Origin of the sequence: Enterovirga rhinocerotis, from assembly GCF_004363955.1 — a bacterium.
Classification (GTDB): Bacteria; Pseudomonadota; Alphaproteobacteria; order Rhizobiales; family Beijerinckiaceae; genus Enterovirga; species Enterovirga rhinocerotis.
Genome location: NZ_SNZR01000011.1, coordinates 2,318,042 through 2,332,560, shown reverse-complemented (window position 1 = coordinate 2,332,560; position 14,519 = coordinate 2,318,042). Strand labels below are relative to the sequence as shown.

11 protein-coding genes are annotated in these 14,519 nt (G+C 69.5%); 7 read left to right on the top strand and 4 right to left on the bottom strand.

Features of this window, described 5'->3' with window-relative positions:
- Positions 1–121: 121 nt before the first annotated feature.
- From EV668_RS11635 to trmD, 3 genes are all read right to left on the bottom strand, one after another.
- Positions 122–1,696: a hydantoinase B/oxoprolinase family protein gene (locus EV668_RS11635; protein ID WP_133769895.1), complete on the bottom strand. Its 1,575-nt coding sequence runs from the start codon at positions 1,694–1,696 to the stop codon at positions 122–124.
- Positions 1,693–3,711, bottom strand: a complete 2,019-nt coding sequence (locus EV668_RS11630; protein ID WP_133769894.1) for a hydantoinase/oxoprolinase family protein — start codon at positions 3,709–3,711, stop codon at positions 1,693–1,695. The genes EV668_RS11635 and EV668_RS11630 overlap by 4 nt, the downstream gene beginning before the upstream one ends.
- 194 nt (positions 3,712–3,905) lie before the next feature.
- Positions 3,906–4,649: a tRNA (guanosine(37)-N1)-methyltransferase TrmD gene (gene trmD / locus EV668_RS11625; protein ID WP_133769893.1), complete on the bottom strand. Its 744-nt coding sequence runs from the start codon at positions 4,647–4,649 to the stop codon at positions 3,906–3,908.
- A 197-nt stretch (positions 4,650–4,846) separates the two neighbouring features.
- Between trmD and EV668_RS11620 the strand changes: the two genes are divergently transcribed.
- The 5 genes from EV668_RS11620 (at position 4,847) to EV668_RS11600 (ending at position 9,503) form a co-directional block, all read left to right on the top strand.
- A complete protein-coding gene (locus EV668_RS11620; RefSeq protein WP_208111505.1) occupies positions 4,847–5,755 on the top strand; it encodes a branched-chain amino acid ABC transporter permease in 909 nt (302 codons plus the stop codon).
- Positions 5,752–6,777 (top strand): branched-chain amino acid ABC transporter permease, encoded by a 1,026-nt coding sequence (locus tag EV668_RS11615; protein WP_133769891.1) that lies wholly within the window; start codon positions 5,752–5,754, stop codon positions 6,775–6,777. The genes EV668_RS11620 and EV668_RS11615 overlap by 4 nt, the downstream gene beginning before the upstream one ends.
- Positions 6,770–7,555: an ABC transporter ATP-binding protein gene (locus tag EV668_RS11610; protein ID WP_133769890.1), complete on the top strand. Its 786-nt coding sequence runs from the start codon at positions 6,770–6,772 to the stop codon at positions 7,553–7,555. The genes EV668_RS11615 and EV668_RS11610 overlap by 8 nt, the downstream gene beginning before the upstream one ends.
- Positions 7,542–8,249, top strand: coding sequence for an ABC transporter ATP-binding protein (locus tag EV668_RS11605; RefSeq protein WP_133769889.1), 708 nt, complete (start codon positions 7,542–7,544; stop codon positions 8,247–8,249). The genes EV668_RS11610 and EV668_RS11605 overlap by 14 nt, the downstream gene beginning before the upstream one ends.
- Before the next feature lie 78 nt (positions 8,250–8,327).
- Positions 8,328–9,503, top strand: a complete 1,176-nt coding sequence (locus EV668_RS11600; RefSeq protein WP_133769888.1) for an ABC transporter substrate-binding protein — start codon at positions 8,328–8,330, stop codon at positions 9,501–9,503.
- A 9-nt stretch (positions 9,504–9,512) separates the two neighbouring features.
- Here EV668_RS11600 and EV668_RS11595 read toward each other — a convergent pair whose 3' ends face one another.
- A complete protein-coding gene (locus tag EV668_RS11595; protein ID WP_133769887.1) occupies positions 9,513–10,964 on the bottom strand; it encodes a lipopolysaccharide biosynthesis protein in 1,452 nt (483 codons plus the stop codon).
- 354 nt (positions 10,965–11,318) lie between these two features.
- On the opposite strand from EV668_RS11595, the gene EV668_RS11590 reads away from it, so the two are divergent.
- Together EV668_RS11590 and EV668_RS11585 are read left to right on the top strand one after the other, a co-directional pair.
- A complete protein-coding gene (locus EV668_RS11590) occupies positions 11,319–13,361 on the top strand; it encodes a glycosyltransferase (protein WP_133769886.1) in 2,043 nt (680 codons plus the stop codon).
- Positions 13,358–14,404, top strand: a complete 1,047-nt coding sequence (locus tag EV668_RS11585) for a glycosyltransferase (protein ID WP_133769885.1) — start codon at positions 13,358–13,360, stop codon at positions 14,402–14,404. Before EV668_RS11590 ends, EV668_RS11585 begins: the two co-directional genes overlap by 4 nt.
- Positions 14,405–14,519: the final 115 nt, after the last annotated feature.

The following is a 14,519-nucleotide window of genomic DNA, read 5'->3' as shown; positions in this document are numbered from 1 at the left end:
TGCCGCCCGGACACCACCGCAAGCGAACAGGTTGGCGTACGGCGTGCGGTATAAGCCGCCCGGATAGCGTCCGGTGTGCGACGGGCCGGGTCAGGCGTGTCCGGGCAAAGCTCCCGGGCCGTCAGGCGGCGCCGTAGCCGCCGCCTCCGCCGGTCCGCACCACCAAGAGGTCGCCCTTCCTCAGCACGTCCGATCCCATCGAGCGATAGGGGATGCGCTCGTTGCCGCGCACGACCTCGCATCCCGCCGGGCTGCCGCTGCCGCCGCCTCGGATGCCGGCGGCCGGGCGTTCGAAGCGGTCGGCGTAGATGGAGAAGCGCACCCCGTCCTTGAGGATGCGGAAGGCCCGCTTCGTGCCGTGGCCGCCGCGATGCCTCCCGGCTCCGCCGGAATCCGGGACGAGGCTGTATTCCTCGATCCGGAAATAGTCGTAGCCCATGTCGGTCATCTCGACCGGGACGTTGGTGCAGTTCGACAGAGGCTGGGCGATGCCGTCGGCCCCGTCACCCTCCGCCGAGGCTCCCCACCCGCCGCCATGGACCTCGATGAAGACCTGGTAGCCCCCGCTCTCCAGGATGCTGAGCGAGGTGAGGTAGGTGCTGTCGTAGCCGCAGGCGATGACCCGCTCGGGAATGGCCTGGCCGAGCGCCATCAGGATGCTGTCGAAGGCGCGGTAGATCGGCTCCATCCGGGCGGCGACCGGCGCGGGATGCCGGGGGTTGAGGAAGCTGCCGAGCGGAGCCTTGATGGTGATCGGCCGGAAGGTCCCCTCGTTGTAGGGGACGTCGCTGCCCGTCACGATGTCCTTGATGGCCGTCAGCGTCGCGGAGACGGTCGAGGCGAAGGGCGAGTTGAGGCCGGACTTGGCCTGGTCCGCGGTGCCCGCGTAGTCGATCTCCATCGTATCGCCTGCGACCGTCACGGCGACCTGAACCGTCAGCGGATGACCCGTGACGCCATCGTCGTCGAGGGTGTCCTCGGCCCGGTAGGTCCCGTCCGGGATGGCGGCGATGGCCGTGCGGACGCGCCGCTCCGAATAGTCGAGCATCTCGTCCATGACCTGGAGGATCTTGGCCGTCCCGTATTTCGCGCACAGGTCGACGACACGCGAGACGCCGGTCCGACAGGCCGCGAATTGGGAGTTGATGTCGCCGATCGTCTGGTCGGGGACGCGGATATTGGCCGCGATGAGCTTCTCCAGCGGGCCGCCGTTCCAATCGCGAGCGATGCTGTAGCGCGCGGCCGGGATGGTCAGGCCCTCCTGGTAGACGTCGCTCGCGATGTTGCTGAGGGTCGAGGAGCCGCCGACATCGAGCTGGTGGGCGACGGCGGCGCTGAATCCGAGAAGCCGGCCGTCCACGAAGATCGGCACGAAGATGAAGACGTCGTTCAGGTGATGGCCGCCCTGATAGGGATTGTTGGTGATGTAGAAGTCGCCTTCGACGAGCTCCTCCACCGGGCAGGCCGCGGCGCAGTGCCGGAAGGCGATCGACAGCGAGCCGACCAGGATCGGGATCAGCTCGTCGCTCTGGGCGACGGCCTCGCCGCGGGCGTTGAGGATGCCGGTCGAGGCGTCCTTCGCCTCCCGCACGATCGAGGAATAGGCCGCGCGGCAGAGCTTGGCGCCCATCTCGCGCGCCGCGGAGAGGAAGGCCTGGCTGATGACCGCGTAATCGACGGGGCTGATCGTGCTCATGCTGCTGCCCTCATGATCAGGTTCTGATGGCCGTCGATCTCGCCTCTCCAGCCCTTGGGTATCCAGATCGTCGCCGTCGTGTCCTCGATGACGGCCGGGCCCTGGACGCTCTGTCCGGCCCGCAGAGATCCGCGCCAGAGGAGGCGGGCGTCCAGCCTCTCGCCACGGTCGAAGACCTCGCAGCTCCCTTCGGCGGACGTCTCCGCGCCGCTCGAGGACATGCTCAGCCGGTCCAGTTGCGGCACGTGCAGGCCGACGCGGTACGAGACGATTTCGACGGCGTTCCGCCCGACGCCGCCGCCATGGCTGTAGATCGCCTCGTGTTCGCGGGCGAAGAGCGCGAGGAGGCGTTCGCGGGTCAGTTCGGGGACATCTGCCTCCGCGAGCGGCACGGTGATCTCGAAGGCCTGTCCCTTGAAGCGCATGTCGAGCGACATCTCGAAGAGCCGATCTCCCGGAACGCCGAGCTCCTCGATCCGCTTCGCGAGCTCCGTGCGCAGACCGCCCAGGGTGTCCCGGACCCTGTCGGGCGCGGCCTCGTCGAGCGGGATCGGCCTCGTCAGGCTCTCGAACAGGGAATGGTCCGAGACGAGCAGGCCATAGGCGGAGATGACGCCGGCATTCGGCGGCACGAGCACGGTCGCGATATGGAGCGCCTCCGCGACGGCCGCCGCATGGAGCGGACCGGCGCCGCCGAACGGGACGAGCGTGAAGTCGCGCGTATCGCGGCCGCGTTCCGTCGAGACCTGCCGGATCGCCGCGACGACGTTCGCGATGGCGATCTGGACGGCGCTGTCGGCCGCCGCCGCAGGCTCCAGTCCGAAGCGCTCGGCGATAGGCGCGAAGACGCGGCGCGACGCCTCGACATCGAGCTGCATCGAGCCTGCCAGCCGGGCCTCGGGGCGCAGGCGCCCGCATAGGACATGGGCGTCCGTCAGCGTCGGCTGCGTGCCGCCGCGGCCGTAGCAGGCCGGCCCCGGATTGGCGCCCGCGCTCTGCGGCCCGACGCGCATCATGCCGCCGTCGTCGGCCCAGACGAGACTGCCGCCCCCCGCGCCCACCGTGGCGATGTCGACCATCGGCGTGCGGATCGGCAGGCCGTCGATCTTCGCCTCCTGCGACAGCTGCGGCTTGCCGTCGACCACGAGGCAGACATCCGCGCTGGTGCCGCCGATATCGAGCGTCACGAGGTTGCGGATGCCGGACAGGCCCGCCTGCCGGACCGCGCCCGTCACGCCGGCGGCCGGCCCGGACAGGAGCGCCGTCACCGCGTTTCGCCGCATTGCCGCGGCGGGCATCCTGGCCCCGTTCGACTGCATGATGCTGAGGTTGCCGGCAAAGCCGCGGCTCGCCAGCACGCTCTCCATGCGCGCCAGATAGGCGGCGATCACCGGCTGCACGTAGGCCGCCATCGTGGTCGTCGTCGCGCGCTCATACTCCCGGTACTCGCGGGAGATGTCATAGGAGCAGGTGACGTCGAGCGAGGGATCGACGTCCCGGATCAGCTCCGCGAGCCGGCGCTCGTGATCGGGATTGGCGAAGGAATTGAGGAGGCAGATGGCGACCGATCCGTAATCGCCGGCAGCGAGGAAGGCCTCGAGCGAGGCCCGGATCCGGCCGGTATCGAGCGGCTCCGCGATCGATCCGTCGAACAGGGTGCGCTCGGGAATCTCGAACGCGTCCTTGCGGGCGACGAGCGGAACGGGCTTGCGGTAGAGGAGGTCGAAGATGCGGCGCCGCTCGAGCCTCTGGATCGTCAGGACGTCGCCGAAACCGGCCGTCACCAGAAAGGCGAGGCGGGCGCCCTTCCGTTCCAGGACGGCATTGGTCGCCACCGTCGAGCCGTGGGCGAGCTCGACCATCGCCTCGCAGGCGATGCCGGCCCGATCGAGCGCATCGAACACACCTTCGTCCGGCCGCGCCGGCACGCTCGGCACCTTGGTGATCGTCAACCCGTTCGGACCCGCTGCCACGAGGTCCGTGAACGTGCCGCCGATTTCGATCCCTACCCGCATTGCCTGCCCTTCTGCCCAAACTCCCCGCAGCAATTCATGGGCCATTTTTTTGTGTTCGTGAATTATATTCTCGCGTTTTCACGGCGCCATCCAGTCGGGGACCCTCGCCGGGCAGGTGCGCCGACCTTCATCCGAGCCATGATCGGGCACGACAGGCCCATCGGCCCCGCCGCCCGGGCGCTCTCACGCGGCCCCTATGCCGGATCGAGGAGATCGGGTCGGCGGGCCTTGGTCAGGCGGAGGGATTGCTCGCGGCGCCAGGCCGCGATGGCCTTGTGGTTGCCGCCCGTCAGGACCTCCGGGATGCCGCGCCCCTCCCAGTCGCGCGGGCGGGTGTAGTGGGGGTATTCGAGAAGGCCGGATTCGAAGCTCTCCTCCGTGCCCGACTCGTCCTTGCCCATGACGCCGGGCAGGAGCCGGATGCAGGCGTCGAGCAGCACGAGCGCCGCGAGCTCTCCCCCCGAGAGGATGTAGTCGCCGATCGAGACCTCCTCGAGCCCGCGCCCTTCGATGACGCGCTCGTCCACCCCCTCGAAGCGGCCGCAGACGAGGAGGACGCCCGGACCGGCGGCGAGGTCGCGCACCCGCGCCTGGGTCAGGGGCCTGCCGCGCGGCGAGAGGAGGAGGCGGGGGCGCGGGTCGTCCGGACCCGAGGCCCCATCGATCGCCGCGGCAAGAACGTCCGCGCGCAGGACCATGCCGGGCCCGCCGCCCGCCGGCGTGTCGTCGACCGCGCGGTGGCGGCCGAGCCCGTGTTCGCGCAGGTCCTGCGTCGACAGCGACCAGACTTCGCGCCGCAGGGCGTCGCCCGCGAGCGACAGGCCGAGCGGCCCCGGGAACATCTGGGGGAAGAGAGTGACGACGGAGGCGCGCCAGAGCGCAGGCTGCGCCGGATCGGCGGGAAGGGTCACGATGTTCGGTCCCGGGGATGTGGACATGCGCGGTGCGGCGAGAGCGCCGGGCCTCAGACCAAAGGAGGGCCGGCCGGCCGGTTTGCCTGATTGACCGGGCCGGACGCCGATGACAAGCTTTCTTCCGGAGGCCGCAAAGACGGCCCCGTGCCCGCGGCGATGCCGGGGGCGGGAGAGAGGCCCGAGGTTCCCGGTCCGACGCCGCGTCGAGCGGCGGCGGGACCGTGGATCATGCGGCCGAGGGAGGGTTCGGCCGCGTGTCGCTGTTCTTCCAGCAGGTCCTGAACGGGCTCACGCTCGGGAGCGTCTACAGCCTCGTCGCGCTCGGCCTCACGCTTGTCTACGGCATCCTCCACATCCCGAACTTCTCGCATGGCGCGCTGTTCATGGCGGGGGCCTATGCGGCCTTCTTCGCCTCGACGGCCCTCGGGGCGAATTACTGGGTCGCGCTCGTCTTCGCGGCCGTGGTCACGGCGGGGATCGCGGTGCTCAGCGAGCGCCTGGTCTTCAGCCGGCTGCGGGACAAGCCACCCCTTCACGACATGATCGCGGCGATCGGCCTCCTCCTCCTGATCGAGGCCATCGCCCAGGCCATCTGGGGCGCCGATTTCCACCGTCTGCGCGAGCCCTATCCCGGCATCTGGCAATGGCTGCGAATCAATGCCGGCCTCGTCATGCCGATCCAGCGCGGCATCATCATCGCCGGGGCGGTGGTGCTGATGATCGCGCTGCACCTCTTCCTCACCCGCACGACGACGGGCGCGACCATCATCGCCATGGCGCAGAACAGGGAAGGGGCCTCGCTGGTCGGGATCGACCTCACCCGCGTCTCGATGATCACCTTCGCGATCTCGGGTGCGCTCGCCGCCGTCGCGGCGGTGCTGTTCGTGCCGATCAGCCTGATCTTCCCCGCCATGGGCAATCTCGTGATCCTCAAGGCCTTCGTCATCATCATCCTCGGCGGGATGGGCTCGGTGCCGGGGGCCATTCTCGGCGGGATGGTGATCGGGCTCGTCGAGAGCTTCGGCGCCTTCTACGTCTCGACCGACATGAAGGACGTGATCGCCTTCGCGGCGCTGGTCCTGATCCTGTCGCTCCGGCCCGAGGGCCTGTTTCCGGGCTATGCGCGATGAGCGGGCTGCTGAGCCGCAGGACCCTCGCCGTCGCCGCGATCCTCGCGGGGCTCGTCTATCCCTTCGTCGTGCCGAACGACTACTTCGTCTACGTGATGGCGTTGGCCTATATCTACGCCATCGCCGCGCTCGGGCTGAACCTGATGCTCGGCTATACGGGCCATCTCAACCTCGCCCATGCCGCCTTCATGGCGATCGGCGCCTACACGGTCGGGATCCTCACGGTCGATTACGGGGTGCCGTACTGGATCGCCTTCCTGCTGGCGGGCGTGAACGCGGCGGCGCTGGGGTTCGTCGCCGGCATCATCTCGCTCCGGCTCAAGCACCATTACTTCTCGATCTTCACCCTCTGCATCGGCATCATCGTCTGGCTCGTGATCGAGAAATGGGACGGGCTGACCCACGGCGTCGTCGGCATCATGGGGATCCCCGCGCCGACCGGGATCGGGCCGATCCGGTTCGACACGACCCTCGCGCAATACTACCTCATCCTCGCGATGCTGGCCCTCGCGCTCGTCGTGATGGACCGCATCGTCCATTCGCTGACCGGGCGCGCCTTCATGGCCATCCGCAACGGCGAGCCGCTGGCCGAGGCGCTCGGCGTGCCGCTCATGCGCACGAAGGTCCTCTCGTTCGTGATCTCGGTCGCCTATGCCGGCTTCGCCGGCGCGCTCTATGCCGGCTTCGTGCGCTTCCTCGGCCCCTCCATCGCCGCCGAGACGAACGCCTTCGACATGATCGCCTTCATCCTGGTCGGCGGCCTCGGCACGCTGTCGGGCCCCGTCATCGGAGCCATCATGCTCACCTGGGCGACGCAGTCGCTGCAATTCCTCCAGGATTACCGGCTGCTGGTCTTCGGACCCCTCCTGATCCTCCTCGTCATGTTCATGCCGAAGGGCATCATCGGCACGCTCAAGGCGCGGCAGGCGCGCGAGGCCGGCGAGCGGGCCAGTGCCGCCCGGCGCGAGCAGGCCGAAGCCGACGCGTCGGCAGACGGCCGGAAGGCGCCGGCCCATGCTTGAGGTCTCGGGTCTGACGAAGCGGTTCGGCGGCCTCGCCGCGGTGAAGGACGTCTCGACGAGCTTCGAGCGCGGCCGGATCACGGCCGTGATCGGCCCCAACGGTGCCGGCAAGACCACCTTCTTCAACCTCGTCGCGGGGGCCTACCGGCCGACCGAGGGCATCGTGCGCCTCGACGGCGAGGACGTGACGGGAATGCGGCCGGACCGCATGGCGATGCTCGGCCTCGCGCGGAGCTTCCAGACGACGACGCTGTTCGAGGACGAGAGCGTCCTCGACAACCTGATCGTCGGCCATCGTCTGCGAACGCGCTCGACCCTGCTCGACGCGATCCTCAATACCGCGCGGGCGAGGGCGGATAACCGCGAATGCCGCCGCAAGGCTGAGGAGGCGCTGTCCTTCGTGGGGCTCGACCATGCGGCCGACCGCGTCGTCGCCGATATCAGCCAGGAGGAGAAGAAGCGCGTCGCCTTCGCCCTCGCGCTCGCGACCGAGCCCCGCATCGTTCTGCTCGACGAGCCGGCGGGCGGCGTCAATCCGGAGGAGACCGCCGGGCTCGCCCGCCTCATCCGCAAGATGGCCGAGAGCGGCCTCACGGTCGGGCTGATCGAGCACAAGATGGGGATGGTGATGGGCCTCGCCGACAAGGTGGTCGTCCTCGACCACGGCGAGAAGATCGCCGAAGGCACGCCGGGCGAGGTCTCGCGCGACCCCAAGGTGATCGAGGCCTATCTGGGGGCCGATTTCGCACTCGCCGGAGCCGGCCATGCTGCGATGTGAGGGCGCGACGCTCGATTACGGCAGCTACCGCGCGCTCGACGGCGTGTCGGTCCATGTCGAGGCGGGCGAACTCGTGGTCATGCTCGGCGCGAACGGGGCGGGCAAATCCTCGCTCTTCCTCGCCATCAGCGGGCTGCGGCGTCTCAAGGCGGGCGCGATCCGCCTGGGCGGCCGCGATCTCGCCGGCGCGAAACCGTCCGCCATCGTCGAGGCGGGGCTGGTCCATTGCCCAGAGGGACGCAAGCTCTTTCCCGGCATGAGCGTCGAGAAGAACCTGCGGCTCGGGGCCTATGTCCATCGCCGGGACCCCGCGCGGTCCGAGGAGATCCTGGACGAGGTCTTCGGGATGTTCCCGATCCTGCGCGAGAAGCGGCACGATCCGGCGGGCTCGCTCTCCGGCGGACAGCAGCAGATGGTGGCGATCGGCCGCGCGCTGATGGGCCGTCCGAAGGTGCTCCTGCTCGACGAGCCGTCGCTCGGCCTCGCCCCGCTCGTGGTCAAGCAGGTGCTGGAAGCGGTGAAGGCGATCAACGCCGCCGGAACGACGGTGCTCCTCGCCGAGCAGAACGCCTTCGCCGCCCTCCAGATCGCGGACCGCGCCTATGTGCTCGAGAACGGTCGCATCGTCATGGAGGGCGAGCCCGCGACGCTGCTGAGGGATGAGGGGATCCGGAGGGCCTATATCGGGGCGTGACCCCCAGACGCTGCCTTCTCCCGCAAGAGAGGAGGCAGGGCGGAAAGCTTGAACGAGGCGGGAACAGGGAGGAACGCGATGATCGGGACGAGGCGAAACATCCTGGCGGGCACGGCCGCCGCGGCTCTGGTTGCGACGACGCGCGGCGCCTTCGCGCAGCAGGAGACCGTGACCATCGGCTGGACCGGGCCGCTCTCGGGCGGCGCGGCGCTTTACGGCAAGAACACGCTGACCGGCCTCGAAATGTCGGCCAAGGAGATCAACGATTCCGGTGGCGTGCAGATCGGCGGGAAGCCTCACAAGATCGCCGTCGTCGGCCTCGACGACAAGTACTCGCCATCCGAAGCGGCGGTGAACGCGAAACGTCTCCGGGCCCAGTACAAGGCGCCCGTCGTCTTCTGCCCGCATTCGGGCGGCAATTTCGCCATGCAGGCCTTCAACGAGCAGGACGGCTTCCTGATCGGCGCCTATACCAGCGTGCCGCAGATGACCGAGCGCGGGAACAAGCTCACCTTCCGCATACCGCCCTCCTTCGCCGGCTATATCGATCCCTTCATCAAGACGACGATGGGCTCCTTCGGCAAGAAGCTCGGCATGGCGGGGGCCGATCACGACTACGCCAAGGCCTGGGCCGCGCTGATGAAGCCGGCCTGGACCAAGGCGGGCGGCACGGTCGTCGCCGAGAACGCGATGTCCTACAATAAGGACACCGACTTCTATTCCGGCGTCAGCCGCGTGATGGCCGGCAACCCCGATGTCCTCTTCGTCGGCGGAGCGTCGGAACCGACCGCGCTCGTCATCAAACAGGCGCGCGAGCTCGGCTTCCAGGGCGGCTTCATGATCATGGACCAGGCCAAGCTCGACGAGATCGCGCATGTGCTGGGTGGCTATCAGCAGCTCGAAGGGGCGATGGGCGTCCTGCCGACGGTCTTCGATCCGCGGCCCGGCACCCAGGAATTCGTCGGCCGCTTCAGAAAGGCCTACAACCGCGATCCGGGCTCCGAGGCGGCCTACAACTACGCCGCGCTCAACGCCGTGTCCGAAGCGATGAAGCTCGCGGGCACGACGAGCGATGCGGCGAAGATCCTTGCGAAGCTGACCGAGGCCTTCAAGTCGCTGCCGCCGGGCCGGAATCCGGCCCACATCACCGAAGTCGACGAGCGAGGCGGCTCGAACGTGCGGCTCTCGCTCGCCTATGTGAAGGGCGGCAAGATCGTTCCGGTCGATGCCGCGACGGGCAATCTGATGAATTGAGGCGGGATCTCAGGCGCCGGGCCGGGCCTGGCGGCCGGCGCCTCCGATCCGGGACAGCGCGGCGCCGATGGCGGCGCGCAGCATCGAGAACCGGAGACCGAAGGCGCGGACGGTGGCCGCGAAGGCCGCCACGAACAGCAGGAACTCGAGCCCCAGGGTCGTCGCAAAGCCGAGATCGGCGAGACGGAGGCCGTGGCATGCGAGAAGGAGGGCGGCTCCGACCCCGAGGACGCCCATGGTCGGGCGCAACGGCGTCGGCATGCGGAAGTCGCGCGGACCGGCGAACAGGAAGAACGCCCCTGCCGCCACCTGGCCCGCGAGAAAGGCGAGCGCGGCGCCGAGCGCCCCGTAATGCGGGATGAGCAGCGCGCAGAAGCCGAGATTCACGAGCGTCAGGATCAGGGCGGACACGAGTTCCATCCAACTCGCCCGCGTGAAGTAGATGATCTGGGCCAGATAGACGTTGCGCAGCACGAGCAGGAACGCTGCGAGCGCGATCACCGGCAGGAGGCTGTCCGATCCGTGCAGGAAGCTCGCGGGAAACACGAAGGGCAGGATCAGCGGTCCGAAGACGATGAACGCGGCCAGCATGAAGACGCCGATCACGAGGAGGACGCAATAGGCCTGCGCCAGCGTGCGATCCGTCCCCTCCCGGTCGTGTTCGGAGAACAGGCGCTTCGCCAGCGGCAGGGCGGACATGCTGATGCTCTCGGCGAGGATGACGAAGCTCGCCCGGACGAGATCGCTCAGCGCGCCATAGGCTCCGACGACGGCGGCGCCTTCCGCGCCGGCGAGGAAGAACCGGTCCACGCCCTGCGCGAAGGACCCGATTCCGAAGGACAGCATCAGCGGCCAGCCGAAGACCAGGAGCTTGCGCGCGTGCAGCCAGGTCGGCCGACCGCCGAGAAGGCGGCCGAGGGTGATCGCGGCCGGGATGCTGGCGATCAGGTGGGCCACCGCGATGCCGAGGGCGAGGGCGAGCGCGCTCCGATCCGTGACGAGCGCGATCGTGCCGAAGGCGAGGACGAGCGCGGCCTTCAGGATGATGCTGAGTGCGGCGCGGCCAGCTTCGAGCCGCGTCCGGCAGACCTCGGTCAGCACCTCGAACAGGGCCGTCGAGAGGCCGATCAGGAGCGCGCCCGCCGCGAAGACGGCGCCGACACCGTCGAGCGCGAAGGCCAGGATGGCGATCGCGCTCGTCACGGCCATCGAGATGGCCAGGACCGTCACGAAGCTCGCGAAGAAGTCGCGGTCGTCGTCGGATCGGTAATTGTTGAAGAAGGCGTAGCGGATCCATTGCGCCGAGAACCCGCTGATGACGAGGGCGGCGGCGAACATGACGACGTAATGGCCGTAGATCTCGGGGCCGGCGAGCCGGGTGAAGATCGCGATGGCGGCGAGATTGCCCGCGGCGGCGCTGGCGCGAGCCACCAGATAAAGGGCGAAATGGTGCCGGATCACGGCGAGCCCATCCGTGCAGCGGAAGGGGGCCGCTCTGTGGAGGAGCAGCGCATGGGTCCGGCCGAGCCAGGCGACGATACGGCCTTGCGAAGGCTCGGGCCTCGTTCCGAAAGCTTGCGCGACATGGCTTGAGTTGACGCAGGACAGCTTACCGCCGTCCCAACGGTGATCCGGAAAGCGCGGGCGCCGGTCGGCTTGGTTAAGGCCTCCTCAACGGGAAGCCGGAAAAAACGCATGCAATGCGGACCAAACCTTAGGGTCCCCGCCTCCATAGTGACGCGATCGAACCTGACAATACCTCAGAGGACGTCCTGAGACGGTGCGGGAGCTTCCCGCATTGTCGCGCTTTCGACCATGCCACCCGCCCGAGCCACCTTCTTCCAGCCCGATAGGGACCTTGCGCCGGAGCCTCTGCCGGACGGGTCTTCGGCTTTGCTCGACTGGGCTCCGATCGGCGCTCTGCCGGCGACGCTGCCGGACGGACGCGGCTGGCCCGAGGTTGCGATCCTCGTCGTTGCGAACGCGGCCCAGGGGGAGGCCGCAGCGGCGAGCGCGGCCTCGGTGGCGCGGCAGGCCTATCCCACGGCGAGCGTCGTGCCCGTCGCGGCAGCCGTGCCGGGAGCGCTGGCGCGAGCGGTCGAGCGGTCGAGCGCCTCCTTCCTCCTCGTTCTCGAAGCCGGGGACAGGCTTGCGCCGGGAGCCCTGGCCGCCCTCGTCCTCACCGCCGAGAGGGAGCGGACAGGGCTCGTCCATGGGCTGCGCGTCCTGCATGACGGCACCGCCGTCGCGGTGGACATGCTGGAGCATCCCGCCGGCGCTGCGCCGGACGGCCAGCCGGCAGGCGACGTGCTGTTCAGCCTCGCAGCCATACGGGCCGCCGGGGGCGTGTCGCCTCTCGCCGGAGATGCGGTCGGCGATCTGTGGCAGCGCATCGCCGGAGCCGGTGCGCGCATCGCGCGGATCGGGCGGCCGGTTCTGGTCCGGCCTGTCGAGTCCCTGGCGGCCGCAGCTCAGCCGAAGCCGCTGCGGATCGCGGCGATCAACGATGCCGGCGGGGCCGGCGGGGCCGGGATCGCGCATCGCCGATTGGTGGAGGCACTGCGCTTCGGCGGGCACGATGTGAGGACCTTCCGGTTCAACGACGCCTCTCCGACGATCGCGGCCGAGTGGACCGATGCATTCCCGACGATTGAGGCGGCGATCCTCGCCGACGCGCCCGATTGGGTGATGGCCGGCAATCTCCACGGCGCGACGCGAAGCCTCGACACCCTGTCCCGGCTCGGTGCGCATGTCCCCGTCGCGGCGGTGCTGCACGACCTCTTCCCGCTGACGGGCCGCTGCGCCCATCCGGACGGATGCCGGCTGATCGTCGAGCGGGGCTGCGATGCAGCCTGCCCGACGCCGGATCTCTATCCGCAACTCGCGCCAAGCCGGATCGCGGAGTTTTTTGCGCGCAAGCGCGAGACGCTGGCCTCCGGCACGACGCTCCTCGCCAATTCGGATTGGACGCTCGATCAGGCCGAGGCCTTCGCGCCGGACGGTGTCCGGACCGCGCGGATCGAACTCGCCTTTCCGAGCCAGGTGTTCCGGCCGCCGGCGGACAAGGCCGCCCTGCGCCGCAGGCTGGGCCTGCCGCCGGACGACGTCCTGATCCTGTTCGGTGCGGTCATTGCCGACCAGCCGGACAAGGGCGGCCCCGATCTCGCGGCGGCGCTCGCGGCCGTCGCTGCGCCGGGGATCGGCTTCGTCGCGATCGGCCGCATCGACGACCCGGCGGCCTTTCCGCTGCCGAACCTCGTCACGCCGGGTCCGATCGCCGACGAGGCGGCCCTCGCGGCGTGGTACGGCGCCTGCGACCTCCATGTGATCGCGAGCCGGCTCGAGACCTTCGGCCAGACGGCGGTCGAGGCCGGGCTCTGCGGCACGCCGACGATCGCCTATCGCCTGACGGGTCTCACGAGTGCCGTGATCGAGGGCGTCTCGGGCCTTCTGGTCGAGCCACGGCCGGAGGCTATGGCGGCTGCGATCCGCTCTCTCGTCGCCGATCCCGAGCGGCGGGCGGCTCTCGGGGCCTGGGGCCGGATCGCGCTCGAGAGCCGGAACAGCCACGCGGCGTCGTACCTCTCGCTGCGAGAGGGCCTCAAGGAGCGCGGGCTGCTGCCGGAGGGGGCGGGCGGGCGCATCCGTTTCTCTCCCGACATTCTGCGCAGCTTCGCCTGTTCCGCCGAGCCGCTGCCCGGCGAACGTGGCACCGTCCGGCCTGCGCCCTCGCGGATCGCGCGCCTCGCGCGGCGGCTGAAGCAGCGGATCTGGGGGCGTGCGCAGCCGCTCTGGATGAGACGGCTGCTCTACGGCGCCTATCGGTCGCGCCAATTTCTCTCGGGAGCACGGGCATGAGCGGAATGTCCCGGCGGATCATCGTCGACCAGACGAATTTGCGCGGCCACGTGACGGGGATCGAGCGCGTGGCGCTCGAACTCTTCGGGCCGCAGGCTTTGGCACCGCATCGGGTCGAGCTGGTTCGCAGCCGCGGGCTGCTGTCGATGATGCTGAAGCAGCATCTCGGCCTGCCGGCCCGCGGCCTCGCCGACCGGCGCGCGCTGTTCGTGTTTCCCGGTTTCCCGCCTGGCCCGCTGGCCGTGGCGCTCGGCGATCGCTGCCTGATCTACGTCCACGACACCTTTCTCCTCACGCGGCCGGAGGACCTCAGCTGGAAGGCCCGCCTCTACATGGCGCCCTCCTTCCGCTTCGCCGTGCGGCGGGGCCGTCGCTTCCTGGTCAATTCCGAGACCACGGCGACGGAGCTCCGTGCCTTCACGAGGGCGGGTGCGGCGATCGATCTCCTGAGGCCGAAGGCCGGCGACGTGTTCGGGCTCGTGGATCTGCCGCCTCCGTCCGTGCCGCTGCCCGGAGAGACCCTCCGCCTTCTCGCGATCGGCACCATCGAGCCACGCAAGAACTATCCGGCTGCGATCGCGATCGTCGAAGCCCTCAACGCGCGCGGCATCCCCGCCCGTCTCGACATCGTCGGGCGGATCGGCTGGGGGGAGCACGCCTTCCTGCGCGATCCGCCGCCCCATATCGGCCTCCATCACGGTGTGGACGATGCCGGGATGAGGCGGATCGTCGAAAGCAGCCATCTGCTCCTCTCGACGTCGAAGGCGGAGGGGCTGGGGCTGCCCCTGCTCGAGGTTCAGCACGGCGGCCTGCCCGTGGTGGCGCCGCGCGGAGCCGTGTTCGAGGAGGTCCTCGCGGGGTCCGGCCTTCATGTGGACCCGCTCGCCGCCGCCGACGCGGCCGAGGCGATCGCCCGCTTCGCGTTCGAGCCCGGCCGTCTGGCCGAGGCGTCGCGCGCCTCGCGCGCGAATGTGGCCCGCTGGACGGGCCTTGCGGATCAGGATGCGGCGCGGTTCCGCGCCTCTCTGGAGGAGCCGGAATGAGCCCCCGTCACGGCATCCCGTTTGCGCGACGAATGACGGCGACCGTCGAGGTGCCTGCGGGCCGTGCCGCTTTGGCACGAACCTGTATGGCCTTCGAACGATCGGACGGACCAAT

What these genes read in the sequence shown, in the direction of transcription:
- EV668_RS11635 (WP_133769895.1), bottom strand. Translation starts at nt 1,696, where the DNA reads ATGAGCACGATCAGCCCCGTCGATTACGCGGTCATCAGCCAGGCCTTC.
- EV668_RS11630 (WP_133769894.1), bottom strand. Translation starts at nt 3,711, where the DNA reads ATGCGGGTAGGGATCGAAATCGGCGGCACGTTCACGGACCTCGTGGCA.
- trmD (WP_133769893.1), bottom strand. Translation starts at nt 4,649, where the DNA reads ATGTCCACATCCCCGGGACCGAACATCGTGACCCTTCCCGCCGATCCG.
- EV668_RS11615 (WP_133769891.1), top strand. Translation starts at nt 5,752, where the DNA reads ATGAGCGGGCTGCTGAGCCGCAGGACCCTCGCCGTCGCCGCGATCCTC.
- EV668_RS11610 (WP_133769890.1), top strand. Translation starts at nt 6,770, where the DNA reads ATGCTTGAGGTCTCGGGTCTGACGAAGCGGTTCGGCGGCCTCGCCGCG.
- EV668_RS11605 (WP_133769889.1), top strand. Translation starts at nt 7,542, where the DNA reads ATGCTGCGATGTGAGGGCGCGACGCTCGATTACGGCAGCTACCGCGCG.
- EV668_RS11600 (WP_133769888.1), top strand. Translation starts at nt 8,328, where the DNA reads ATGATCGGGACGAGGCGAAACATCCTGGCGGGCACGGCCGCCGCGGCT.
- EV668_RS11590 (WP_133769886.1), top strand. Translation starts at nt 11,319, where the DNA reads ATGCCACCCGCCCGAGCCACCTTCTTCCAGCCCGATAGGGACCTTGCG.
- EV668_RS11585 (WP_133769885.1), top strand. Translation starts at nt 13,358, where the DNA reads ATGAGCGGAATGTCCCGGCGGATCATCGTCGACCAGACGAATTTGCGC.